We start from the raw sequence: 24,877 nt of genomic DNA, 5'->3' as shown, positions 1-24,877 counted from the left end.
AGTGGCCGCGTGTATTACGTGTGCCGCTGGCGGGACTTCGGGCCGTTCAGCAAGTCGATCGTCACCCTCCCCGACGCGACCGTCCTCGACTGGTTCCGTCGGGGCTGGGGTGAGGATCCGGAGAAGTGGCTCGCCGATCAGGACATCGACGCCTACGGGCTGGAGTCGATCTTCGAGGCGGTGCACGAGCACGACCTGCCGAAGCCCGCGACCGTCGACGAACTGCGCGCGCTGCTGTACGAGCACCTGTACGTCGAGGGCGACGACGTCACCGTCAACGTTCGGCTGGACGAACACACCCTGCGGGTGCGCACCGACGACGACGAGGTCGACCTCGCCTACTACCTGCTCGACGACGTGGCCGTGGCGGCGTCGCCCGACCGGCTCGCGTACCTGCTGAACGACGCGTGGCCGCTGCCCTTCTCCGCCGGCGACGGCGACGCGTTCGTGCCCGACGTGCCGGTGCGCACCGTGCGGATCGCCCCGCCGGCCGCGCACTGCGTCTGGTCCGTGCGCATCGGCTGGGACCCGACGCCCGAGGGCTCCAACCTGGACGTGGCCGGCGCGGTCGCGTTCCCCGGCGTGAGTCTGCCGAACCTCGGCGCGACGCTGCGCGACCTCGACGACGCGCGGGCCGAGGCCCTGCCGGACGAGGCGCGGCTGCTCCGGGCCCTCGTGGCGCCCGGCGAGAACGACCCCGGGCCGGCGCTGCACCGCTACTCCCGGCTGGACGGCTACGACCCGTCCGCGGAACTCGTGCCGCCGGTCCTCCTGCCGCGACCCGAGCAGGCGGCGCTCTTCGACCTGCGGCCCGATCCGGAGCCGCCCACCCGGTCCCTGGTGCGGGTGGATCCACACATCGCGCAGGTCGCCCGGTACATCGACGACTTCTTCGGCTTCGACCAGTGGTTCCTCTTCGACGACCGGTGGGCCGCCGCTCATCCGGAGGCGGCGCTGTCGTTGCTGCGCACCGCGGCGCACTGGGACCCGTTCGGGCCGTAGGCGGGTGATCTTGATCGGGCGCCCGGGCGGCCGGCACGGGGATGTCAGGAAGTGGTGAAGAGGGCGAGGTTTGTCAAGATTCGCGAGCGGGTTTACGGTGCACGCCATGCCCTTCGTGCTGGTGGCCGAGGACAACGCCATGCAGGCCGAGGTGATCCGCCGCTATCTGGAGCAGGACGGCCACACGACGACGGTCGTCCGGGACGGACGCGCCGCGATCGACACCGTCCGCCGGGAACGGCCGGATCTCGTCGTGCTCGACGTGATGATGCCGCACACCGACGGCCTGGAGGTCTGCCGGGTGCTGCGCCGCGAGTCGGACGTGCCGGTGCTCATGCTGACCGCCCGTTCGACCGAGGACGACCTGCTCATCGGGTTGGAGACCGGCGCCGACGACTACCTGACCAAGCCGTACAGCCCGCGGGAGCTCGTGGCGCGCGTGCGCACCCTGCTGCGGCGCGCCGGCCGACCGGCACCCGCCCAGGAGGAACGGCAACTGCTGCGCGCCGGCGGCCTGGCCGTCGACGTCGAACGCCGCGAGGTCCGCGTCGACGGCCGCCCCGTGGAGTGCACGCCGGGCGAGTTCGAGATCCTGGCCGCCATGGTGGCCCGGCCGGGCCGCGTCTTCACCCGCCAGCAGTTGCTGGTGCGCACCAGCGTGATCGACCGGGCCACCACGGAACGCACCGTCGACGTGCACGTGCGCAACCTGCGCAAGAAGATCGAGGCCGATCCGGCCCGACCGGAGTACATCCGGACGGTGTTCGGCGTGGGATACAAGATCCATGGCGGATAGGGTCCCCCTGCGGCGCAGCCTCCTGCTGCGGCTGATCGCGACCTCGATCCTCATCGTGGTCTGTTCGACGGCGGCCACGGCCTGGCTGGCGGTGCAGAGCACCACGCGGGCGTTCCAGCAGGCGCAGGGGCAGGCGCTCACCGACGACGCGGCGATCTACGACGCCCTCGTCGGGTTCGCGGCCCTGCACCCGACCTGGGACGGCGTGAGCGAACTCGTCGCCGACCTCTCGCAGCGCACCGGCCGCCAGATCGTGATCACCACCCTCGAGGGGCGCACCCCGATCGCGGTCTCCTCGCCGGCCGCCGACCTGCCCGAGCGCGAGTCGGCCACCCTGAACCCCCTCAACACCGACTCCCTGCTGTCACCGAACTCGGCGTCGGACCGGATCGACCGGCGGGCCGTCGGCCCCTACCGGCTGACCGATCAGGAACGGGCGGACCAGAAGACGATGGCCGACCGGATCCTCACCTGCCTGACCAGGTCGGGCTTTGATGCGCGCGCGGTGGAGCAGCCGAACGGCCGGCAGAAGGTGGAGATCACCTCCCCGAACTACGCCGGCCTGGACGACGCCAAGGAGAAGGAGGTCATCCGGCAGGAGTGCGGCGGCCCGGCCGGTGGCGCCCGACCGGTCAAGCCGGGTGAGGCGGCCGACCTGGGTCCGGACGGATACCTGGACGAGCTGATGCCGACCGAGCTGCGGGCGCTGGACGTGTTGAACCGTTCCTCGCTCGCGTGCCTGTCCCGCCAGGGCATCCCGGCGCAGAAGTTCTACCTCCGCTCGCCGACCGAACGGGACATCAGCGACATGTTCCCGGAGAACCAGCGGGTCACCGCGCAGAACTGTGTCGACTCCAGCTACCGCGAGCAGCTGCGGCCCTACGTGGCGCCGCCGGCGCTGCTGTTCGTGATGAGCCCGGGCGGCATCTCCACGACGCGGTTCAACCTGTCGCGGGAGAACCTGCTGCGCATCGCCGGGGTGACCGCGCTCGTCCTGACGATCACGATCGCGATCACGGCGCTCGTCGCGGCCCGGCTGATCCGTCCGCTGCGGGCGTTGACCGAGGCCGCCCAGGACCCTTCGGGAGGCCCGGCCCGCGTCGGCGACCGGGGTGAGATCGGGGTGCTGGCCGCGGCCCTCAATGACTTGTCGGAACGGCGTGAGCGCGCCGACGCCCAACGAAAGGACCTGGTCCGCGACGTCGCCCACGAGCTGCGCACCCCGCTGACCAACATTCGCAGCTGGCTGGAGGCGGCCGAGGACGGCCTCGCGACGCCGCTGTCCGACCCGGCGCTGACCGCCGCGCTGCTCAACGAGGCGCTGCAGCTCCAGCACCTGATCGACGACCTGCAGGACCTCGCCGCGGCCGACGCGGGCCGGCTGCGACTGCACCGCGAGCCGGTGCGGGTGGCGGACCTGCTCGACCAGGTGGTGACCGCCCACGGCGGGAACGCCGACGCCGCGGCCGTCACCCTGGCCACCCGCACCTCGGGCGACCCGAGCCTGCCGGCCGATCCGGTGCGGCTGCGCCAGGCCGTCGGCAACCTCGTGTCGAACGCCGTGCGCTACACCCCGCCCGGCGGCCGCGTGACGGTCCACGGCCGGCTGGTCGAGGACGTCGTCGAACTGGAGGTCAGCGACACCGGCACCGGCATCGCCGCCGAGGACCTGCCGCACGTGTTCGACCGCTTCTGGCGGGCCGACCGCTCGCGCACCCGGGAGACCGGCGGCAGCGGCCTGGGCCTGGCGATCGTGAAGCAGATCGTGGACGCCCACAACGGCAGCGTCACGGTGACGAGCGCGCCGGGCCGGGGCACCACCTTCACGATGCGCTTCCCGACCCGCGCCCCGGCCATCCGCTAGGGAACAGCAACACCTACGCGGCGAGCGCGGTGGCCTCGGCGGCGAGCAGCTGACGCAGCCGGGCCAGGGCGCGCATGCTGCGGGTCTTCACCATCGACGTGGAGACGTTCAGCATCGCGGCGACCGACTCGACGCTGTGATCCTCCCAGTAGCGCAGCACCACGATGGCGCGGTCGCGGGTCGGGAGCCGCCGCAGCGCCGCCATCAGGGCGAGCCTGGTCTCCGGGGACGGGTCCCGGTGCTCCCCGTGCGGGAAGATCTCCGCCACGGCGACCTCACGCGCGGCGCGCGAACGCTTGTGGTCGAGGAACGTGCGCAGCATGATCCGCGAGACGTAGGCGTCGAGGTTGTCCGCCTCACGGGCCCGTTCCCACGAGACATAGAGCTTGGCCAGGGTGTCCTGGGTGAGGTCATGGGCGAAGGCCCGGTCCCGGCACATCAGGTAGGCGCGCTGGCGCAGGCGGGGGGCACGGCCCCGCACGTACTCGACGAACTCCTCCGGCATACCTCGAGATCCTGGTCGGGGGATGTGAAGAAGTTGTCAGGACCGGAGCCTTCCTTGATCCGCTCTTGAATCTGGCCCGGCACTCTCGATCAGGTTGACCGACAGTGAGAGGACAGAAACTCGATGAGGTGGAAGCAGGCGGCCAGGCCACTGGTGGCGGTGGCGGCGGGCGGGACCCTGCTGGTGTGGGGCGCGGGCGTGGCGATGGCCGGTCCCGGTGCGCCGACCGGCGTGACGGTGACCCGGAACGCCGACGACCCGTCCAAGGTGACCGTGTCGTGGGCTCCGGTCGAGGGCGCGACGAACTACCACGTCAGCGTCTCCGACGGCAGCCACGAGAAGGTCTCCGTGATTGCCGGAGGCGCCACCTCATTCGCGTTCGACGACGCCGGACTGTGCGGGCGGTGGCGGTTCAAGGTGGCGTCCCGGGACGCCTCCGGGAAGGGCACCGCGTCGAAGAGCACCTGGCTGGACACCGCCGGCCCGGGTGAGGCGTCGAACGTCAAGGTGACCCGCAGCGCGGACGCGACCGCCGTGACGGTCACCTGGCAGCCGCCGGCGCACGCGGGTGACGCCCCGGTGGACCACTACGACGTGGGGCTGAGCGTCAACGGCCAGACCGTGCGCCGCTCCGTGACCGGCCTGACGACGACGTTCACCGACGTCAGCCCGACCATGGACGCGCTGGCCATGGTGAGCCCGTACAACAGCCTCGCCGGCTGCACCTCGACCCACGTGATGTCCAAGGTCAGCAAGGACCCGGACTCCGACGAGCCGGGGCAGTTCAAGGTCAACCGGGATCCGGCCGACCCGCGGCACCTGACCCTCACGTGGCAGGCGCCGAAGAACACCTCGCACGGCGCGGTGCACCACTACACGTTCAAGTACCTGTACGGTTCGACCACCTGGAAGACGGTGGACCTGACGGGCACCAGCACCACCGTCGACCTGCCGGAGACGTGGAACGACCCCGACGGCGCGACCTTCGCCGTGGTCGCGTGGTTCGCCGACGGCCAGTTCGGCGGCCACGCGTGGGCGAACCTCGGCGGCAAGCCCTACGTGCCGTCGCAGAAGGTGACGGTCAGCCACACGTTCGGCCGGATCTTCGCCCGCCTCGAGCTGGCCTCCGGCCAGTACGCCGCCTACCCGAACGCCGTGCTGCGGGTCAGCCGCGCCGACGGCTACACCAGCGAGGAGTGGCTGGAGCCGGGCACCCGTTCGATCGCGATGTACGACGTGCCCAAGGGTGTCTACACGGTGACGGTCAGCGGCGCGAACGAGCTGGGCGAGGAGGAGTGGTCGCGGGAGACGGTGCAGATCGGCGGCGACACCCTCGCCTCGGACGCCGACTTCGACGACCTCGGCACCACCTGGAAGGGCGCCAGCGGCAACGCGATCATGGCGGTGAACAAGCCGCTCGGCAGCCAGGACCAGAGCCTCGCGTACTCGATCGACACGGCGGCCAACGAGAGCTACGCGGCGATGGTGCGCGCCACGGCGGACGTGTACTCGACCAAGCAGAGCGGCCTGGTGTTCCGCTACGAGCCGAACCACACCGAGACGGTCGACGGCAAGGCGCTGACCGGGCCCGGGTTCTCCCTGGTGAAGCTGACCAACAACACCGAGTGCGGCAAGCAGCTCGCGGGCGCCTTCGCCCCGCCCGGCACGTTCGGCGCGGGTCGGCACCGGGTGGTGGTGCGCGCGATCGGCAACACGTTCACCGCGACCGTCGACGGCAAGACCGTCCTGCAGGTCTCCGACATCAAGGCCGTGAACGCCGCGAACTGCGGCGGCGACGCGCCCCGGGGCGAGAAGGTGGCCGTGCACGTGTGGCACGACATCTACCTGAAGCCGTTCTCGAACATCGCGATCGGCACCGGCGTCTGACAGCTCCATGCGTCGAAGGCCCTTCCCACACCGGGGAGGGCCTTCGACGCGTCCGCGCCCGCCGGCTGCGAACAACCGATCCGGAGCCGGCCTTGAGCCGCGCTTGAACCCCGCCCGGCAACGTGAACGACCTGGCAGCGACCGGGGAGGAACGCACACGATGAACTGGAAGCGCGCGGCGAAGCCGCTGGTGGCGGTGGCCGCCGGGGGGACCCTGCTGGCGTGGGGCGCGGGGGTGGCGATGGCCGGCCCGGGCGCCCCGAGCGGCGTGCAGGTGACCCGCGGCGCGGACCTGAACACGGCGAACCTCACGTGGCAGCCGGTCGAGGGCGCGGCGCGGTACTACGTCAGCTTCTTCGACGGCAAGAAGGACACCGTGACGGTCGTGCCGGCGGGCACCACCTCGATGTCGTTCGCGGTGCCGGACGGGTGCAAGCGGTACCGGTTCAATGTGGCGGCGCGGGACTCCGCCGGCGCGGGCACCGTCTCGAAGAGCGTCTGGCTCGGCACGGTCGCCCCCGGGCCGGTGGAGGGGCTGAAGGCCACCCGCAACGGCAGCGACGTCACGGTCACCTGGGAGACGCCGCGCGACGAGGGCTACCACCCGATCACCGGCTACACGCTCGACGGCTGGGGCGAGAACTACAACACCCACCTGTGGCCCGGCGGGCACTCCGTCGTCCTGCCGAACGTTCCGGCGACCACGCGGCTGACCGTGCGGATGTCGGCGCGCAACGGCTACGAGTCGTGCGGCCCGCAGGCGCAGGCCGTCGTGCCGGCCGCCGTCGCGACCCCGGTGGCGGAGCCGACCGGCCTCACCGCCAAGCGGGACCCGGCCGACCCGCGCCGGTTCCTGCTGAACTGGAAGGCCGGCGTCAGCCCGGAGCACGGCGCGATCGCGCACTACACGGTGCGGTACGGCTACGCGGACGGCGCCTACGTGGCGTACGACGCGTCGTGGGCCGACGCCACCCAGGTCGACGTCACGGGCACCTCCACCGCGATCGACCTGCCGGAGTCGTGGCCCGAGGCGACCGGCTCCGCGGAGTTCGCCGTGAACGCCGTCTACGCGGACGGGTACGCGAGCGGCGTCGGTCCGACGGCCCGCGTCGCCCCCGCGCAGGAGGAGTCGCAGGCGCAGCGGGTCACCGTCAACCACACGCTCGGCCGGATCCAGGCCGAACTGGACCTGGCCAGCGGCGACCTGGCCGCCTACCCGAACACGGTCATGCGGATCTCCCGCGCCGACGGGTACACCGCCGAGCAGTGGCTGGAACCGGGCACCACCGCCATCTCGATGTACGACGTGCCGCAGGGCCTGTACACGATCGTGGTCAGCGGGGTCAGCGAGACCGGTGAGCAGGAGTGGTCCCGGGAGACCGCGCAGATCGGCGGCGACATGCCGCTGAGCGCCTACGACCTGGCGAGCGGCGGCAGCTGGGAGGACGCCGAGCAGACCGGCCGCTCGGTGCGGGTGACGGCGGAGCCGCTGCGCAGCGCCGACCACGGCCTCGCCTACGACATCTGGACCACGAAGTTCTCGGCGGAGCGCGGCTACGGGGCGATCCTGCGCGGCGACCGGTGGGGCCAGGGCCTGGTGCTGCGCTACGAGCCGGCCTACACCACCACGGTCGACGGGCAGACGCTGACCGGGCCCGGGTTCACGCTGACGAACACGCGCAGCGACGGGCGCACCGGCTGCGCGACCCGGCTCGCCGGCGCGTTCGCCCCGCCCGGGACGACCACGCTCGCCCAGCACCGGGTGACGCTGCGGGCGTTCGGCAACACGTTCGTCGCGACGGTCGACGGCAGGACGGTCCTGGAGGTGGCCGACCTCAAGGCGCTGTACGGCACCGGCTGCGCCGCCGAACAGATCCCGACCGGCCAGTACGCCGGGTTCCACGTGTGGGAGTGGCAGCTGGCGAACAACCAGCGGGACTGGACGGCGCTGCACTACTCGGGCATGGACCCGTACGACAACATGACGGTCTCCGTCGGCGAGTGGGCGAGCACGAAGTGACGGCACGGTAACGTGGAGTAAGTGCGAAGGATACTTCTGGTGATCGTTCTCGGGGCGGGGGTCGCGCTCGGGGGCTGTGGGGACGACGAGAGCCCCACGGCCACCGCGCCGGCCACCCGCCCCGTGAGCGGTTCACCGTCCGGCAGCGGTCCCCCCGGTTCACCCGCCGCGAGCGCGAAGGCCGAGGCGCCGCCGCAGATCGGCACCCCGCTGTCGGTCGCCGAGTGGAGCGGACCGCTGCAGGTGACGGTCTTCGAGTACAAGCAGCCGCTGAGCGCGAAGCCGCCGACGCCGAAGACCGCCGGGCACCAGTTCGCGGCGATCGACGTGCGCACCTGCAACCGCACCACCTCCCTGGTGCAGGTGATCGACACGAAGCCGTTCACGCTGGTCTTCGGCGACACCTCCACCGTGGCGGCCTACGGCTTCGACAACCCCGCCTTCCCGCAGCCGGCCTACCCGCGGGAGCACTCGCTGGCGGCCGGCACCTGCGTGCGCGGATGGATCGTGTTCGACGTGCCCAACAGCCGGCCGAGCGCCGTTCGGTACTCCGAGAGCGAACACTCCCAGGGCGGCGGCAAGACGCACGACTGGCCCGTCGTGTAACGATCGTCCCGTGCGGGTGCTGATCCTGGGCGGGACGGGCGAGGGGCGGGAGCTGGCCGGCGCGCTGCCCGGGTTCGACGTGGTGTCGTCGCTGGCCGGGCGGACCGCCGCGCCGGTGCTGCCGGAGGGCGACGTGCGGGTGGGCGGGTTCGGCGGCGGGCTCGCGGACTACCTGCGCGTCGGGCGCTTCGACGCGGTCGTGGACGCGACCCACCCGTTCGCCGCCGGCATCTCGGCCGCCGCCGCGTCGGCCACGACCGCCGTCGGCGTGCCGCTGCTGCGCCTCGTCCGTCCACCGTGGACGGAGCGGCCGGGCGACGACTGGCGGCGGGTGCCGTCCCTCGAGGCCGCCGCCGCGCTGGCTCCCACTCTGGGCGAACGTCTTTTCCTGGCCGTGGGCAGCGGTGGACTGGCCGCGTTCGCGGGCGTCGACGCGTGGTGCCTGGCCCGGACCGTCGAGCGGCCCGCCCCGCCCCTGCCCCGGCGGCTGCACGTGGTGCGCGAGCGGGGGCCGTTCACCGTCGACGGCGAACGCGACCTGCTCACCCGCCACGCGATCGACGTGGTGGTCGCGCGGGACAGCGGTGGGGCCGCCGACGCCAAGCTGACCGCCTGTCGAGAACTGCGCCTTCCGGTCGTTCTCGCGGAAAGACCGCGGGAGGAGACGGCCGGGACGCGCGTGAGCGGCGTCAGCGCGGCGGTGGCGTGGTTGTCCGCCTTAGCAGGTAGGTGTCCATGATCCAGCCGTGCCGGGCGCGGGCCGCGGCGCGCACGCGGGAGATCTCCCCCGCGACCTCGGCGAGCGGGCCGGCGACCAGCAGCTCGTCGGGCGTGCCCAGGTAAGCGCCCCAGTAGATCTCGACGCCCTCCGCCGGAACGCCCGCGAACGCCTGCCGCGCGTCCAGCATCACCACGACGTCGTCCACCCCGTCCGGCCACCCCTCGGAGAGCCGCCGGCCGGTGGTCACCGCGACGGCACCGCCGACCCGGTTGAGCCCGATCCCGTGCCGGGCGGCGAGCGACGAGACGCTGCTGATGCCCGCCACCACCGTCACCTCGACCGGAACGTCGAGATCGGCGAGCACGCCGAGGGTGCTGTCGTAGAGCGACGGGTCGCCCCAGACGAGGAACGCGCCGGTCTCCCCCTCGGCCAGGTGCCCCCTGATGAGGTCGCCGGTGATCTCCGCACGCCGGGCCCGCCACGCGGCGACCGCCTCGGGATAGTCCGCGGGCCGCCGGTCCCGGTCTGGATCGACGCCCTCGGCGACCCGGTGGCCGGGCTTCGCGTACGCGGCCAGCATCTCCCGGCGCAGCCGGATCATGCTCTCCTTCGCCTCGCCCTTGTCGAGCAGGAAGAAGACGTCGGCTTCGCCGATGGCGCGCACGGCCCGCAGGGTCAGGTCCTCCGGGTCACCGGCACCGATGCCGATGACGAGCAGTTTCCGGGCACCAGAAAGCGCGGCGCCCCCGTCGGGAACGCCGCGCTCTGACGCTTCGGTCACTCGGCGAAGACGCCCTCGGAGACGAGCTTCGCCTCGACCTTGTCCCAGCCGTGGTCCGGGTGCGCCTGCTGGAGGAGCTTCACCTCGTCACGGAGCTTGGCGGCGTGGCCGGCCGTGGCGAGCGTGCGCAGCTGCTCGACCAGCTTGTCCGAGTCGGTCGCGCAGTGCTCGGTGCGGCCGGTGGAGATGTTGCGGACGTACACGTGCTTGCCCAGGTTGAGCGGGATGAGGAACTTCATCTCCCCCAGGACGGTGACGCCACCGGCTGCACCACGCTGACCGGCTGCGACTGACGCGCGCGCGGTCTTGGAGGTCTTACCACCCGCCATTGAACTTTCCCCTAACAACCTGAAGAACGAGAGATCTGCCGAACCAGTCTAGCGCCTCGTTTGCCTCAGGCCGGGGTGGGTGCTGCCGAAGACGACCGATGTGGGGACCGTGCCGGTGCGGGAATCGCCCGCCGACGAGCGGCGCGGCACGGTGCTGCACGAGGACGAACGCAAGCGGATCACCCGCTACGAGGGCCCCGAGGGCGTGCTGGTCCGCAAGGAGTACCGGGGCCCGCTCGCCGCGGCCCGCCGGCACACCGAGATCACCCTGCTGGAACGCCTCGCCGAGGTGCCGGGCGTCCCCCGGCTGCTGCCCGGCGCCGGCCCCGACGAGGTGCTGCTCGCCGGCTGCGCCGGTCCGCAGCTGCGCCACGTGCGGCTGGAGCTGTCGCTGGTGCTCGGGTTCGCCCGCCGGCTGGTGACGGTCGTCGGCGCGATCCACGACGCCGGCGTGCTGCACAAGTACCTCAACCCGGAGTCGATCCTGGTCCTGGGCGCAGACCGGCGGCCGATGGTGATCGACTTCGACTCGGCGTCGACGTTCGCCGAGGGGCGTCCCGGCGCCGCCGTGCACCGGGGCGCGCTCGACACGCTCGGCTTCCTGCCGCCGGAGTGCACCGGCCGCACCGGCCAGCCGGTCGACCACCGCGCGGACCTGTACGGCGTCGGGGCCGTCCTGTTCTGGCTGGTCGCCGGCCGGCCGCCGGTCGAGGGCGACGACGAACTGCGGCTGGTGCGCGACATCCTGGTGCGGGTCCCGCCGCCGCTGACCGAACTGGCACCGGACGTGCCGCCGGCGCTGGCCGACATCGTCGCGCGGCTGCTGGAGAAGGAACCTGACCGCCGCTACCAGAGCGCCGAGGGGCTGGCCCGGGACCTCGCCGCCGTCGAGGAGCGGCCGGGGCTGCGGTTCCGGCTCGGCGCCTGGGACTTCCCGCCGCGGCTGGTGGCGCCGTCCCGGCCGGTCGGGCGGGACAAGGAGGTGGCCCAGCTGCGGTCGGCGTTCGCGCAGGCGTCGGAGGGCGCGGCCCGGGCCGTGTTGATCGCCGGCGCGCCGGGCGTGGGGAAGTCGTCGCTGGTGGACGCGTTGCGGCCGGAAGTCCTTGCGCGCGACGGGTGGTTCGTGGTCGGCAAGTCCGACCAGTTCCGGCAGGACGCCGCGGAGGGGGCCGGGCTGCAGGCCGTCCGCGCGCTCGGCCGGCGCCTGCTCGCCGAGACCGAGACCGACCTGGCCGCGACCCGCCGGCACCTGCTCGACGTGCTGGGGCCGAACACGGGGCTCGTCACCGGCGCGCTGCCGGAGTTCGCGGTGCTGCTCGGCGCCGGCCACGCGTCGGTCACCACCGACCCGGTGGAGGCGGAGGTGCGGCTGCGGCAGGCGCTGCTCGACGTGCTGCGGGTCGTCGTCTCCCCGGTCCGGCCGGTGGTGCTGGTCGTCGACGACCTCCAGTGGGCCGAACCGGCGACGCTCGGGCTGGTCGACGCGGTGCTGACCGGGTCGGCGCTGCCCGGGCTGCTGGTGGTGGGGGCGTTCCGGGGGGCGGGCACGGATCCGACGCACCCGTTGACGGCGATGCTGCAACGGTGGCGGCACCTCGGGGTCGCACCGCCGCCGCTGCACCTGTCGAACCTGCCGCCGACCGGCCTCGGCGCCCTGCTCACCGAGCTGCTGCGGCTGCCGGCCGAACGGGCGGCCGCACTCGCCGACACCGTGCGGGAGTGGACCGCCGGCAACCCGTACGACACGCTCGAACTGATCAACACGCTGCGCCACGAGGACGCCCTCGTGCTCGGCGCGCACGGCTGGACCTGGGACGACCGGGCCATCCGCCGGGTCGTCTCCCGCGGCGACGTCGTCGACCTGCTGCGCGAGCGCATCGACCGGCTGCCCGAGCTCTCCCGCGAACTGCTGCAGATGATGGCCTGCCTCGGCGGCGACGTGCGGCTGGAGGTGCTCGCGGCGGCCGCCGGCGACCCCGCCCCGGACCTGCTGCCGGGCACCGGCGCGGTGCTGCAACGGCTCACCCCGCCGCTGGAGGACGGCCTGCTCGTCATCGACCGCGATGCCGGACCCGACGGCGACCGGGTGCGCTTCCGGCACGACCGCGTGCACCAGGCGGCCTACGCCAGCCTCGACCCGGACCGGCGCACCGCCCTGCACCTCGCCCTCGCCCGCCGGCTGGCCCGCCGCACCGGCCGGCAGGTGGAGGCCGCCGAGCAGTACCTCGCCGCCGCGCCGCGGGACACCTCGCCCGAGGAGACGCTGGCGATCATCGCCCTGTACCGCACGGCCGCGACGAACGCGTGGCGGATCAGCAACCACGCCACCGCCGAGCGGTACCTGAGCGCCGCCGCGACCCTGTGGGACACGCTCGGCGTCGCACCGGACACCCCCGCGCTGATCGACCTGGACATCGAACGCCACGCCGCCCTGCACGCGCTCGGCCGCCTCGACGAGGCCGACGCCGTCTACGCCTCGCTGGTGCGCCGCGACCCCGACCCGGTGACGCTGGAACCGGCGGCCGGCATCCAGATCGGCAGCCTGACCCAGCGCAACGCGCACGCCGAGGCCATCGCCCTGGGCCTGGACCTGATCGCCCGGCTCGGCCACCCGGTGCCCGGCCCCGACTTCCCCGCCACGCTGCCGGCCCGCCGCGCCGAACTCGCCGAGTGGGCCGCGCACCTGGACCTCGCCGCCGACCTGGCCCGTCCCGAGGACCTGCCGCCGCGGGTGCGCGCGACCCAGCGGCTGTTCAACCGGCTGCTGCCCACGGCGTTCTTCGTCGGGGACAAGGTGACGCTGGCGTGGATCGTGCTGGAGAGCCAGCGCATGTGGGTGGCGCACGGCCCGTCCGGCGGCCTGGCGGCCAACCTGACCATCGTGGGCCCGATGGCGACCGCCGCCTCGAACGACTACCGCATCGGCTACACCGTCGGCCGGCACGTGCTGGCGGTGGCCGAGGCGCGCGGCTACGAACCGGACACGTCGGTGCTGCGCCACCGGTTCGCGCTGCACCTGCAGCCCTGGGCGGAGCCGCTGGAGAACACCGTCGGACAGGCCCGCCTGGCCCGGGAGGGGCTGCTGCGCGGCGGCGACCTGCAGATGGCCTGCAACACCAGCATGACGCTGCTGCCGGCCCGGCTGGACAGCGGCGATTCGCTGCAGGCGTTCGTCGCCGAGATCGACGCGGCCGTCGCGATGGCGACCCGCACCGCCAACCGGCTCAACGTCCAGTACGCCGCCGGGTACCGGCAACTGGCCGACGCCCTGATGCACGGCGGTGGCTTCACCGAGTCCGAGGTCGCCGGGAACCCGCTCGCCACCGGCATGCTGCACATCTGCGCCGCGATCGCGGCGGCGGTCCTCGACGACCCCGCGGCCCTCGACGCGCACACGGCCCGTGCGTGGGAACTCGCCTCCTTCATCCCCGGCTACCCGAACGTGCAGCTGCGCTTCCTGCGCGCCCTCGCACTGGCGCGCGGCGGCCCTTCCGAGGAGTTCGACCGGCACCTGGAGTGGCTCGACGCCCGCGCCGCCGAGGCCCCGGCGAACGTCGCCCACCTGGCCGCCCTCGTGCGCGCCGAACGGGCCGACGCCGCCGGCGACTTCCCCGCGGCGCTGGCGGCGTACGACGCGGCGGCGCGCGAGGTGAGCCCGCGCGGCCGGCCCTGGCACCACGCGCTGATCGCCGAACGCCTCGGCCTGTTCCACCTCGCGCACGACCTGCCCCGGCACGGACTGCGCTGGCTCGCCGAGGCGCGCGACCGCTACCGGACGTGGGGCGCCGACGCGGCCGTTCACCGGCTGGAGGAGCGCCACGAGCTGCCCCCGCCGCCACGGCACACGGCACCGGCCGACGAGTCCGACGCGGACGCCGACCGGCTGGACATGCTCGCCATCCTGCGCGCCTCGCAGGCACTGAGCTCCGAGACGAACCTCGAACGCCTGCACACCGCCATCGTGGAGCAGCTGACCGCCATCACCGGCGCCACGCGGGTGCAGGTGGTGCTGCGCAACGACGACACCGGCGAGTGGTTCCTGCTGGCGCAGGCCGCGCCCGGTTCGGCCGGGGAGCAGGCGCTGCCGGTCGAGGACGCCGGGCGGCGCGGGCTGTTGCCGATCACGGCGTTCCGGTACGCCGAACGTACCCGTGAGCCGCTGCTCGTCGAGGACGCCACCCGGGACGACCGCTTCGCGCGGGACGCCTACGTCGCCGGGCTCGGTCGATGTTCGCTGCTCGTGGTGCCGGTGCTGCACCAGGGCGAGACGCGTGCCGTGCTGATGCTGGCGAACGAGCACGGCAGCGGCGCGTTCACCGCCGACCGCCTCGACGCCGTCACGCTGATCACCGGACAGCTCATCGTCTCGCTCGCCAACGCCGTCCTCTACGGTTCGCTGGAGGAACGCGTCGCCGACCGCACCGAGGCCCTCGCCGCCGCGAACCGGCAACTGGAGGTGCTCTCCGGCACGGACGCGCTGACCGGCCTGGCCAACCGGCGCCGGTTCAACCGGACGCTGGAGTCGGAGTGGAGCCGGGCGCTGCGCAGCGGCCAGCCGCTCGGGCTGGTCCTCTTCGACGTGGACCACTTCAAGCGGTACAACGACCACTACGGCCACGTCGCCGGCGACGAGTGCCTGCGCCGGGTCGCGGCGACGCTGGCGCACGGCACCCGCAGCGCCACGGACCTGGTGTGCCGCTACGGCGGCGAGGAGTTCGCGATCGTGCTGCCGGACGCCGACCGGGCGGGCGCGACGGCGCTGGGCGAACGGGCCCGCGCCGCCGTCGCCGCGCTGGCCCTGCCGCACGAGGCGAGCGAGCTGGGCATCGTGACGGTCAGCGCCGGCGCCGCCGCCGTGGTGCCGCGCCGGCAGGACGCGCCGGAGGACCTGCTGGGCCGCGCCGACGCCGCGCTCTACGTCGCCAAGCAGGACGGGCGGGACCGGGTGAGGTGTGCCGGCCCATAGATTCCCGTGAACCGATGCCCCGTGCGGCACGTGTCAACGGGTACAGATGCGCACACGGTCGGAAGGTCACCTTTCGGCCGTGTGCTGCCGTCCCGCTCCCCTCCTGCCGAGGAACTCGCGCAGCTCCGCGACCAACTCGTCGGGCTGTTCCCAGCCGGGGAAGTGGCCGCCGCGCTCGTGCACCGTCCAGCGTTCGACCGGGTCGAGGCGTTCGGCCAGCTCCCGCACGGGCAACGAGGTGTCGTGCGGGAAGACCGAGACGCCGGTGCGCACGTGGCCGCGCGCCGGTCCCTCCCCGCGCGCGGCAGTGTCCACAGTGGAGCGGTAGTACTCGCGGTACAGCCGCGCCGACGAGCCGGCCGTGCGGGTGAACCAGTACAGGCTCACGTTGGCCAGGATCGTGTCCCGGTCCGGCCGGCACGCCGGGTCGCTCCATGCGTAGATCTTCTCCGCGATCCACGCGAGCTGCCCGACCGGCGAGTCGGTGAGGCCGTACGCGAGGGTCATCGGCCGGGTGCCCTGCTGGATGCCGTAGCCCAGCTCGTCGCGGCGGGCCAGCGCCGCGCGCCGGGCCGACGCCGCGACGGTTTCCGGGTCGGCGCCGGGCACCTCGACGCCGGGCCGCGCCACGGCCCACGGCAGCATCGTCAGGTGCTGGCCGGACAGGGCCTGCGGCGCCATCAGGGCCAGTTCCCGGGTGATGAGGGCGCCCCAGTCGCCGCCGTGCGCGCCGTAGCGGTCGTAGCCCAGCCGATTCATGAGAACGTCGAACGCGCGCGCGATCCGCGCCGTGCCCCAGCCGGTGTCCCGCGTCGGGCCGGACAGCCCGAAGCCCGGAATCGACGGCACCACCACGTGGAACGCCGGCACGTCGGGCCCATCCGGCTCGGTGAGCGCGTCGAGCAGGCCGGTGAACTCCAGGATCGAACCGGGCCAGCCGTGCGTCAGCAGCAGCGCGGTGGCGTCCGGCCGGGACGACCGCGCGTGTACACAGTGGACGGTCGCCCCGTCGATCTGCACGGCGTGGTGCGGCAGCGCGTCGAGCCGATGCGCGAACGCGTCGAAGTCGAAGCCCTCCGCCCAGTACGTGGCGAGGTCGCGGGCGTCGGCGAGCGGCAGGCCGTACCGGTCTCCGGCGCCCGCGGGCTCGTCCGGCCACCGGGTGCGGGCCAGCCGGACGCGCAGATCGTCCACATCGGACGGTCCGAACGGCAGCGTCACGACGCCGGTGCGAGTCGCTCGGCCAGGTACCGCAGGCCGATCGGGTAGCGGTAGTCGATGGCCATGTGCGTGCCCTCGAACAGCTCGTGGTGCACGTCGGTGACGCCGATCTTCGCCAGTTCGGCCCGGACCGCGCCGTGGCCCAGGTCGAGGAACCACTCGTCGCGCTTGCCCGCGTCCAGGTAGATCGCCTTGAGGCCGCGCAACGCGTCGGCGTACTTCGGGATCATGCGCACCGGGTCCCAGTCCAGCCACCGCTGCCACGCCTGCGGCACCAGCTGCCCGGTCACCGGGTCGAACGGCAGCCGCACCGTCCCGTCCGCGTCGGCCGAGAACGCCGCCGCGCAGCCGTACACCATCACCAGCGTCCCGTCGTGCTCCTTGGTGAAGGCCGGCCGGGACCGGAAGTCGGCCCAGAACTTCTCGTACGAGCCCTCGTAGTGGTCCCGCAGCGCACGCGTCGCGAGCGCGAACTCGTGCAGGTAGGCGTACTCGTAGAGGCTGTCACCGGCGTGGCTGGCCAGTCCGCCGAACAGGTCGGGGCGCAGCATCGGGGTGATGAGCGCGCCGAAGCCGCCCGAGGACTTGCCGCTGACCCCCCGGTGCGCGGCCGCGTCGAGGGTCCGGTAGCGCGCGTCGACGAACGGCACCACCTCGTCGCAGAGGTACGAGTGGTACTTCCCGGTCCCCGGCGAGTCGACGAACTGGCTGCCGCCGTAGGCGGTCCACGCGTCCACGTAGACCACGACGCACGGCGGCGCGTCCCCCGAGGCGAAGAGCGCGTCGGCGGTCTCCGGGAACGGCTGCCGGTACGCCGAACGGTTTCGCCACATGGCCAGGTGCCCGGTGTAGCCCTGGATCACGTACACGCTCGGGTAGCGGCGCCGCGGTTCCTCGTCGTAGCCCGGCGGGACGTAGACCCACAGCGGCCGCTGCGCCGGGTCGCCCAGCGGGTTGTCGCGCAGGAGCGCGCTGTCGATGGTGTGCTCGTCGAGACGGCCGGCAAACTCGTGACTCCACGGCATAGGCATTGCCCTAGCTCAGCATGGTGTCCATGATGCTGTCCAGGTAGCGGTCGGCGGCCCTGCCCCCGGGCAGCAGCCCCGGCATCCGGCCGGCCAGCTGAAGGTTTCCCAGGTAGGTGCTGTACGCCCAGAGGCCGCGCCGCTTCGCCTCGGCCGCCGGGAATCCGATCGCCGAGAAAAGGCCGACGAGATAGTCGATGCGGCGGCGGGCGACCCGTTCGACGACGGGGCCGACGAGCGGGTGGTCGGCGGCCGCCAGGAGGGCCAGCTCGATGGCGTCGGCCCGGGCGTGCCCGGTCACCGCCGCGAACAGCAACCGCAGCCGCCGCGCCGGATCGCTCGCCGCGGCCTCGACCTCGGCGATGACGCGGCCGGTGTGCCGCTCCTCCCACCGCGCGAGGGCGGCCGCGACGAGCGCGTCCCGGTTGGCGAAGTGCCAGTAGAAGCTGCCCTTGGTGGCGCCCAGCCGGGCGGCGATGGGCTCCACGGCGACGGCCGCCAGGCCGCCCTCGCCGATCGCGTCGAGGGCCGCTGTGGCCCAGCTCTCCGCGCTGAGTCGGGTCCGGGGTTCCGCCATGACCATACGGTAGCGTACGTTTTCCATACGCAACCGTATGGAGGTCCTCATGAGGAACACCCATCACCGCGAGTTCGCCGTCCCCGCGCCCGTCCTGGGCGCCCTGCTGGACGGGCTGCCGCAGCGGCTCTGGCCCGGCGACCGGTGGCCGCCGTCCCGCCTCGACGACGGGCTCGCCGTCGGATCGCGCGACCGCCACGGGCCGATCCGGTACACCGTCGTCGAGTACGAGCCCGGGCGGCGGCTGCGCTTCGCGTTCGACCCGACGATCGGGCTCGACGGGTTCCACGAGTTCCGGGTCGAGGAGGTCGGCGCCGGGCGCAGCCGGCTCGTCCACGACATGGGCGGACGGCTGCACGGGGCGATGGTGCTCGGCTGGCCGCTGGCGTTCCGGTGGCTGCACGACGCCCTCCTGCGCGACCTGCTCGACAATGCCGAACGCGCCGCCACCGGTGCCGTTCGTCGGCCCGCCCGCTGGTCGCCGTACGTGCGGTTGCTACGCTCGCTGGCCAGCCGCCGCCGTCCAGCCGTCGCGAGGACCTGAGTGACCACATCCTGGCGCCACCTGCCACCCGCCGCGCGCGCCGTCGCGGCCGCCGCCGACGAGGCCGTCGCCGCCGCGTCCACACAGGACACGGAGCTTTACGGGAACGCCGTGAGCACCCTCGCCACCACCGATCAGACCGGCTTGGCGATGGGCTCCGCGACGCGGCTCATCCTGGAGGAACGCCACCCGGACGGCCTCGACAGCGGCGACATCCAGCGCATCCTCACCGACTGCGTGCGCGGCGCCGCCAGCTGGCGACCCGACGTCGACCCGCACGTCCTGCTGCTGCTGCTCGCCGGCGCGCTGGGCCTGCACGACCCCGACGAACAGGGTGCGCTCGACCCCGCCGCGCTGGCCGAGCACGGGCCGCTGCTGGTGGCGTTCCTGCTCGACGGGCGGCCGTTCGCGCCGTACCTGGCCGCCGCGCTCGACGAGGTGCGCCGGGCCGAACTCCACGACTGAGCCATCCCGGCACCGTGCGTTGACTAGCCTGCGACACATGGTGACTCGCAGGCTCGTCGGGCTGGCACTCGTGGCCGCGCTGGCCTCCGCGTGCGGCGCCGCCGACTACCGCGAGCCCGCCCCGGCCGGCTACCCGTCAGGCACCCCCGCCGAGTGCCCGGTCTCCCCCTCGCCCACCGCGACGGCCTCGGGCGAGGCGGCCACGGCGACGCTGGCCGCTACGGAGACGTTCCTCCGGATGCTCGACGGCACGCGCCGGACGGTCGTGCGGGACGAACGGACACCGGCCAACCTCGCGCACTGGTCCCACCTGCCCGACCAGCTCTTCAAGCGCGCGGGCCTGCGGATGGACACCCTCAGCCCCGACGAACGCCGCGCCGCGCACGCGATCCTGCGCGCGGCGCTGAGCGAAGAGGGCTACCGGCAGGTGCTCGGCATCGCGGCGGCCGACGGCGTCCTCGCCGACTCCGGCGGCATCAACCTCGACTTCGGCGCCGACCACTACTGGATCCGCATCCTCGGCGTGCCCGCCGCGCTGGGCCGCTGGACGATCCAGTACGGCGGCCACCACCTCGGCCTCAACATCACCGTCGACGGCACCGGCATGACCCTCGCACCCACGCTCTGGGGCGCCCAGCCGGCCAGCCACCCCTCCGCCGACGGCGGCCTGTCCGAACCGCTCTGCGCCGAGACCCACAAGGCGTTCGCCCTGTTCAACGCCCTCGACGAGGAACAGCGGGCGGCGGCCACGCTGCCGGCCGGCGTGGCCGAGATCGTGCTCGGTCCCGGGCAGGACGGCCGGACCCTGGCCCCCGAGGGGGTCCCGGCGACGACCTTCACCGAGGCGCAGCGGCTGCTGCTGTACGCACTCGTCGACGAGTGGATCGACGCCCTGAACCCCTCGCAGGCGGCGGCGAAGCGGGAGGCGGTGCGGCGGACGGTGGCGTCGGTGACGTTCGCGTGGTCCGGGTCGGGAACGCTCGGGCAGCCGGTGTACTACCGGGTGCAGGGGGCGACGTTCCTGATCGAGTTCGCCCACCAGCAGGGGTCGGGTCCGAACGGCGGCGGCGCCTCGCACATCCACGCGGTGTACCGCGAGCCCGGGGCCGACTACGGGGCGGCTTGACCTCACCGGCGGCTTGACCCCTCCGGCGGCTTGATCGTGGATCTTGGTGCGTGGGGGTTGATCCACGGGTCGGTTCACGACATCGGTGCTTCAAGATCCACGATCATCCTTGTCCCCCGAGGGCGGCGCTCGTCCCGGGTGGCGGCGCTCGCGCCGCCTAGCGCATCCTAGGACACTAGGTCGAGGTGGATCTCCCGGCGTCGCGGAGGTGGACGGCGGTCGCCAGGATCGCGGCGTACTGGATCGCCACCAGGTCCCCGATCGGCACCGTGTGCGGCGTCGTGGTCGTCTCCGCCTCGAGCGCCCACGCGTCGTACGCCCTCGACAGGAGCGCGTACTGGCGGCGCAGCACCGGCGTCGCGTGCCCGATCGCGAACTCCCCCTCGATCGCGCGCAACAGCATCCCGCCGAACCTGATCCGCATCTGGTGCAGCATCGCCTCGCCGCTGAAGCGTTCGGCCACGGTGGCCGGCCGGGCGTGCGCGGGGTCGGCGGCGCGCTCCGCCTCGCGGGTCGCGAGCCCGTCGAGACTCGGCACGAAACTGCGGCACGCCCGCAGGAACGGCGACCCGACCGAGAGTTCACCCTCCACAGTGGACAGTACCGACTGGAGGGTCGCGTACACCTCCCGCACGGCGGCGACCCGTTCGCGCAGCAGCTGCGCGTAGGGAACCGCCGTCGGTGCCGGATCGTCGGCGTCGGTGTGCGCCCAGTACGGCACCTCGCTCACCAGCGTCAGCGCGCCGTAGCGCGCCGCGTAGGCCGCACTCGAGTCACCGGCCAGCGCACCGACCGGGTCGATGCCGTGCGACTCCAGATAGTCGTACTCGTCGGCGACGTTGATGGTGCCGTAGACACCCGGGGCGTAGTTCGCGATGCAGGGCGCCTCCGGCTCGCCGGTGTGCAACGGCAGGCCCAGCCGAGCCGGGATCGCGGTCAACGTGTCGTACAGCTCCGGTTCGGGGCGGGACAGGTAGTAGAAGACGCCGCCGTACTCGCCGTTGTGCAACGAGCACAGCAGCGCGGGCCGCGTGTCGTCGATGAGCCGCATCAGCGCCAGGGTCTCCGGCAGCACCCGGTCGAACCAGGCCCGCTTGTACCGCAGCGGGAACGTCCACTCCACCTGTTCGTCCGGCGCCGGCCGGTAGAACGCCCGCCCGTACGACCCCCAGCTGAGCGGCCCGGCGAACCAGCCCTCGTTGAGGCGCATGCCGTCCGGATCGATGCACGGAATGACGTGCCAGGTGAAACCGAGCCGTGCGCGCAGGCCGGCGTCGGCGGCGAGCGTGCGCACCAGATGCACCGCCGTCAGCCCGCCGACCGGCTCGTTGGGATGCACGCCCCCGAACACGATGGCGTGGCGCGGGCCGTCGCCGACGCGCATCGCGGACAGGGGTTCGCCGAGGCGGGAGGTGCCGATGCGGTGCTCGGTGATGATGTCGGGGTGCTCGGCGCGGAGGCGTTCGACCGAAGCGGCCAACTCGTCCACTGTCGGAAACCGGTCGGCGGACGGTACGGAACGTATCACCTCGGACAGTTCGTCGATCACAACCCATCGTAAGGTGACGCCCGCTGTGAAAGGGTTCGACAGATGCGTGACCTTCAATCCCTTCTCGACGAACTCAGCGCCGGCCGCGACGTCGCCGGCATCTCCGTCGCGGTCGGCCGCGGCGCCGCCGAGTGGACCGCGACGAGTGGTGTGCTCAGCCGCGACACCGGTTTCCCGGTCGGCCCCGACAGCGTCTTCCAGATCGGCTCGGTCACCAAACTGCTCACGGCGGCGCTGGTCATGCAGCTCGTCGAGGAGGGCACCGTCGGGCTCGACGATCCCGTGCGCCGACACCTTCCGACGTTCCGCGTGAAAGACCCGGAGGTGACGCGGACCGTGACCGTCCGGCACCTGCTGACCCACACCGGCGGCTTCGACGGCGACATCTTCACCGACACCGGACGCGGCGACGACGCGCTCGACCGGTACGTCGCGCTGCTCGGCGACGCCGCCGGACAGCTCTACCCGCCCGGCGCGCTCTTCTCGTACTGCAACTCCGGCTACTGCGTCCTCGGTGCGCTCGCCGTGCGGCTGCGCGGCGCCGACACGTGGGAGGCGCTGGTCCGCGAACGCCTCTTCGAGCCGCTCGGCATGAGCCGCACGGCGTTGTTCGCCGACGAGGCGTTGATGTTCGGCGCGGCCGTCGGGCATCTGCGTTCTCCCGCCGCGGACTCTTCCTCCGGCGGTGGTGGCGGGTTGAGGGTGGTGTCGCGGTGGCAGATGCCGCGGTCGAACGCTCCGGCCGGGTCGACGCCGTGCGCCGCCCCGCGCGAGCTCCTCAAGCTCGGCCGGTATCTGCTCACGCACCACCCGGCGATGCGCGACGCCGAGGTGCGCGTTCCCGGTCCGCCGATCATGGGGTCGTACGCGTGGAGCCTCGGCGCCGAGCTGTTCGACTGGAACGGCACGCCCGCGTTCGGCCATGACGGCGGCACCCCCGGGCAGGACACCGTGCTACGGATCGTCCCCGGGCACGACCTCGTGGTGGCGATCTGCAGCAACGGCAACGGGTACGGGCTCATGCGGGACCTGCTCGGCGCGATCGTCTCGGAGATGACGGGCGTCACGGTGCCGGCCGGCCCCGTTCCGCCCGCCGCGCCGCGGGCGCTCGACGTGACGCCGTTCCTCGGCAGGTACGCCTATCCGATGGCGGAGTACGAGGTGACGGGCGCCGAGGGCGGGATCTCGCTGCGGACGACCCCGGTCGGGTTCGCGGCCGAGGCGGGAGGGGAGCCCCGGGTGGAGCGGTACGTGGCGCTGACCGACGACACGTTCGTGTCCGTCGAGGGGCACGACGGGGCGCATTCGACGGTGACGTTCGTGGACGGGTTCCTGCACGCGGGCCGGGTGGCGCGGCGCGTGTAGCGGTGCCCCAGTTGGTCGGGCGTGGGCGACGCCGCGCTGCCGGTCTCGGCCGTGGAGCGTCGCTCGCGTGGTACCCGCTCGCCGGGCGGCGCTCACCGATCGCCGCCGACCTGTCCGGGGGGTGGTGCGGCTCCAGCGGTGCCGCGTCGCGGGCCGGACCCGTTCGTCAGGCGTGGGCCACGCCGCGCTTGTGCCGTCGGGCCTCGTTTCGCGGGGCGCACCTCCTCGAGACCGGTGGGCCGTGCGTCCATCCCTCCGGGGGCCGGCTCGGCGAGGATGGGGAGCGTGGAGGTCTCCTTCGTCGACGTGTGTCGGGCGCGCTCCGCGCGGCATCTGCTCACCGCGCCGGGGCCGGACGCGGTCACGGCCGTGCGCGCCATGTGCGGGGCGCACGCGCAGGTCATCTCCGCCGCCGAACTCTCCGTCGCGCTGCGGTGGGACGGCGCCACGCGCACGTCCGTGCGGGACGCGCTCTGGCGGGACCGGGTGCTGGTGAAGACGTTCGGGCCGCGCGGGACGGTGCATCTGCTGCCCACGACCGACCTCCCGCGCTGGGTCGGCGCCCTGTCGGCGATCCCGTGGCAGCCCGTCCCGCTGCCGGCCGCCGCGCGGCTCGACGCGGCGCGGACCGACGACGTGGTGGCCGCGATCGGTGCCGCGCTGGCCGGCGCCGAGCTGACCGTCGACGAACTGGACAGCGCCGTCGTCGACGCGCTGGGACCGTGGGCGGGCGAGCTGTGCATGCCGGCGTTCCAGGGCTGGTGGCCCCGGTGGCGGCAGGCGATCGGCACGGCGGCGCACCGCGGCGCGCTCTGCTTCGGCCCGCCGCGCGGCCGCACGGTCACCTACACCGGCCCGTCCCGCTGGTCGCCCGGCTTCGCCCCGGACGGCCCGACCGACCTGGTCCGCGACTACCTGCAGGCCTACGGCCCGGCCGCCCCGCGGCACTTCGCGCAGTGGCTGGCCGCACCGGTGCGCTGGGCCACCGAACGCTTCGCCGCACACGACGACCTCGAACCGGTGACCGTCGCCGGCGAGACGCTGTGGCGCCTGCCGGGCGACACCTTCGACGCACCCCCGAGCGGCCTGCGGCTGCTGCCCTACTTCGATCCGTACGTCGTCGGCTCCCATCCCCGGGCGGCGCTGTTCGCCGGTGCCGCGGCCGAGCGCGCGCTCAGCCGCACCGGCCAGGCCGGCAACTTCCCGGTGCTCGTCGTGGACGGGCTGGTCGCGGGCGTATGGCACCAGCGGCGGTCGGGCCGCCGGATCGCGGTGACCGTCGAGCCCCTGGCACCGCTGACCGTCGCCCTGCGCCGTGCGCTCGCCCATGAGGTCGAACGGGTCGGAGCCGCACTGGAGGCCGTCCCCACCCTGACGGTCGGCCCGGTGACGGTGGGCCCACACGCCTGAGCATGCGTCGGTGGACCGCTTCGTGGCCTCGGCCCGCCCGCGCGCGGTCCCTCCGCGTCGAGCCCAGCCGCAGGGCGGCCCGTCCGCGGCGAGCCGACCCGCACGGCGGCCCATCCAC

Annotated in this window: 20 protein-coding genes; 13 read left to right on the top strand and 7 right to left on the bottom strand. The window is 73.4% G+C overall.

All coding sequences use genetic code 11. The features are described 5' to 3' along the window. Positions 1 to 9 precede the first annotated feature (9 nt). From Val02_RS04080 to Val02_RS04070, 3 genes are all read left to right on the top strand, one after another. On the top strand, positions 10 to 1,002 hold the full coding sequence (locus Val02_RS04080) for a hypothetical protein (RefSeq protein ID WP_203897457.1): 993 nt from the start codon (positions 10 to 12) through the stop codon (positions 1,000 to 1,002). Between the two features lie 106 nt (positions 1,003 to 1,108). Then, entirely contained in the window at positions 1,109 to 1,798 is a 690-nt protein-coding gene (locus tag Val02_RS04075; RefSeq protein WP_203897456.1) for a response regulator, read from the top strand. Further along, the gene (locus tag Val02_RS04070) at positions 1,788 to 3,662 is read left to right on the top strand and encodes a sensor histidine kinase (protein ID WP_203897455.1); all 1,875 of its coding nucleotides are present in this window, start codon (positions 1,788 to 1,790) and stop codon (positions 3,660 to 3,662) included. Before Val02_RS04075 ends, Val02_RS04070 begins: the two co-directional genes overlap by 11 nt. A 13-nt stretch (positions 3,663 to 3,675) precedes the next feature. Here the strand turns inward: Val02_RS04070 and Val02_RS04065 are convergent, their stop codons facing one another. Further along, on the bottom strand, positions 3,676 to 4,167 hold the full coding sequence (locus Val02_RS04065; protein WP_203897454.1) for a SigE family RNA polymerase sigma factor: 492 nt from the start codon (positions 4,165 to 4,167) through the stop codon (positions 3,676 to 3,678). 123 nt (positions 4,168 to 4,290) lie between these two features. Here Val02_RS04065 and Val02_RS04060 point away from each other — a divergent pair, with 123 nt between their 5' ends. The 4 genes from Val02_RS04060 to Val02_RS04045 all read left to right on the top strand — a co-directional run bounded on the left by Val02_RS04060 (position 4,291) and on the right by Val02_RS04045 (position 9,419). After that, entirely contained in the window at positions 4,291 to 6,054 is a 1,764-nt protein-coding gene (locus tag Val02_RS04060; RefSeq protein ID WP_203897453.1) for a phage tail protein, read from the top strand. 160 nt (positions 6,055 to 6,214) lie between these two features. Next, the gene (locus Val02_RS04055) at positions 6,215 to 8,074 is read left to right on the top strand and encodes a fibronectin type III domain-containing protein (RefSeq protein ID WP_203897452.1); all 1,860 of its coding nucleotides are present in this window, start codon (positions 6,215 to 6,217) and stop codon (positions 8,072 to 8,074) included. A 21-nt stretch (positions 8,075 to 8,095) separates the two neighbouring features. Continuing rightward, positions 8,096 to 8,680: a DUF4352 domain-containing protein gene (locus Val02_RS04050; protein ID WP_203897451.1), complete on the top strand. Its 585-nt coding sequence runs from the start codon at positions 8,096 to 8,098 to the stop codon at positions 8,678 to 8,680. A gap of 10 nt (positions 8,681 to 8,690) precedes the next feature. Beyond that, positions 8,691 to 9,419: a cobalt-precorrin-6A reductase gene (locus Val02_RS04045; RefSeq protein ID WP_203897450.1), complete on the top strand. Its 729-nt coding sequence runs from the start codon at positions 8,691 to 8,693 to the stop codon at positions 9,417 to 9,419. On the opposite strand, the gene cobF is transcribed toward Val02_RS04045, so the two are convergent. Beyond that, positions 9,370 to 10,182, bottom strand: a complete 813-nt coding sequence (cobF, locus tag Val02_RS04040; protein ID WP_203897449.1) for a precorrin-6A synthase (deacetylating) — start codon at positions 10,180 to 10,182, stop codon at positions 9,370 to 9,372. The two genes, Val02_RS04045 and cobF, sit on opposite strands and share 50 nt — an antisense overlap. After that, complete coding sequence (locus Val02_RS04035; RefSeq protein ID WP_203897448.1) at positions 10,179 to 10,511, bottom strand: hypothetical protein; 333 nt, start codon at positions 10,509 to 10,511, stop codon at positions 10,179 to 10,181. The genes cobF and Val02_RS04035 overlap by 4 nt, the downstream gene beginning before the upstream one ends. A gap of 109 nt (positions 10,512 to 10,620) precedes the next feature. Between Val02_RS04035 and Val02_RS04030 the strand changes: the two genes are divergently transcribed. Continuing rightward, positions 10,621 to 15,477, top strand: coding sequence for a diguanylate cyclase domain-containing protein (locus Val02_RS04030; RefSeq protein WP_203897447.1), 4,857 nt, complete (start codon positions 10,621 to 10,623; stop codon positions 15,475 to 15,477). A 66-nt stretch (positions 15,478 to 15,543) separates the two neighbouring features. Here Val02_RS04030 and Val02_RS04025 read toward each other — a convergent pair whose 3' ends face one another. From Val02_RS04025 to Val02_RS04015, 3 genes are read right to left on the bottom strand one after another with little or no spacing between them, the layout of a single operon-like run. After that, a complete protein-coding gene (locus Val02_RS04025) occupies positions 15,544 to 16,698 on the bottom strand; it encodes an epoxide hydrolase family protein (protein WP_203897446.1) in 1,155 nt (384 codons plus the stop codon). Beyond that, positions 16,695 to 17,723, bottom strand: a complete 1,029-nt coding sequence (locus Val02_RS04020; RefSeq protein ID WP_203897445.1) for an alpha/beta hydrolase — start codon at positions 17,721 to 17,723, stop codon at positions 16,695 to 16,697. Before Val02_RS04020 ends, Val02_RS04025 begins: the two co-directional genes overlap by 4 nt. A 10-nt stretch (positions 17,724 to 17,733) precedes the next feature. Next, on the bottom strand, positions 17,734 to 18,300 hold the full coding sequence (locus Val02_RS04015) for a TetR/AcrR family transcriptional regulator (RefSeq protein ID WP_203897444.1): 567 nt from the start codon (positions 18,298 to 18,300) through the stop codon (positions 17,734 to 17,736). A 49-nt stretch (positions 18,301 to 18,349) separates the two neighbouring features. Here Val02_RS04015 and Val02_RS04010 point away from each other — a divergent pair, with 49 nt between their 5' ends. The 3 genes from Val02_RS04010 to Val02_RS04000 are packed head-to-tail and all read left to right on the top strand — an operon-like array spanning position 18,350 to position 20,435. Next, positions 18,350 to 18,844 carry an SRPBCC family protein gene (locus Val02_RS04010; RefSeq protein WP_203897443.1) on the top strand — a complete coding sequence of 165 codons (495 nt, stop codon included), beginning with the start codon at positions 18,350 to 18,352 and terminating at the stop codon, positions 18,842 to 18,844. Continuing rightward, positions 18,845 to 19,309 carry a hypothetical protein gene (locus Val02_RS04005; RefSeq protein ID WP_203897442.1) on the top strand — a complete coding sequence of 155 codons (465 nt, stop codon included), beginning with the start codon at positions 18,845 to 18,847 and terminating at the stop codon, positions 19,307 to 19,309. It abuts the gene before it with no gap. Between the two features lie 37 nt (positions 19,310 to 19,346). Next, on the top strand, positions 19,347 to 20,435 hold the full coding sequence (locus tag Val02_RS04000; RefSeq protein WP_203897441.1) for a DUF3500 domain-containing protein: 1,089 nt from the start codon (positions 19,347 to 19,349) through the stop codon (positions 20,433 to 20,435). A 175-nt stretch (positions 20,436 to 20,610) separates the two neighbouring features. On the opposite strand, the gene Val02_RS03995 is transcribed toward Val02_RS04000, so the two are convergent. Further along, positions 20,611 to 21,984 carry a M14 family zinc carboxypeptidase gene (locus Val02_RS03995; RefSeq protein WP_203897440.1) on the bottom strand — a complete coding sequence of 458 codons (1,374 nt, stop codon included), beginning with the start codon at positions 21,982 to 21,984 and terminating at the stop codon, positions 20,611 to 20,613. A 42-nt stretch (positions 21,985 to 22,026) separates the two neighbouring features. Between Val02_RS03995 and Val02_RS03990 the strand changes: the two genes are divergently transcribed. Both Val02_RS03990 and Val02_RS03985 read left to right on the top strand, forming a co-directional pair. Further along, positions 22,027 to 23,349, top strand: a complete 1,323-nt coding sequence (locus tag Val02_RS03990; RefSeq protein ID WP_203897439.1) for a serine hydrolase domain-containing protein — start codon at positions 22,027 to 22,029, stop codon at positions 23,347 to 23,349. A gap of 285 nt (positions 23,350 to 23,634) precedes the next feature. Beyond that, complete coding sequence (locus tag Val02_RS03985) at positions 23,635 to 24,759, top strand: winged helix DNA-binding domain-containing protein (RefSeq protein WP_239152149.1); 1,125 nt, start codon at positions 23,635 to 23,637, stop codon at positions 24,757 to 24,759. Positions 24,760 to 24,877 lie beyond the last annotated feature (118 nt).

It is taken from the genome of Virgisporangium aliadipatigenens (assembly GCF_016863615.1).
GTDB classification, from domain to species: Bacteria; Actinomycetota; Actinomycetes; order Mycobacteriales; family Micromonosporaceae; genus Virgisporangium; species Virgisporangium aliadipatigenens.
Note: the sequence above shows the minus strand (reverse complement) of the source record. Positions and strands in the feature narration are given on the sequence as shown.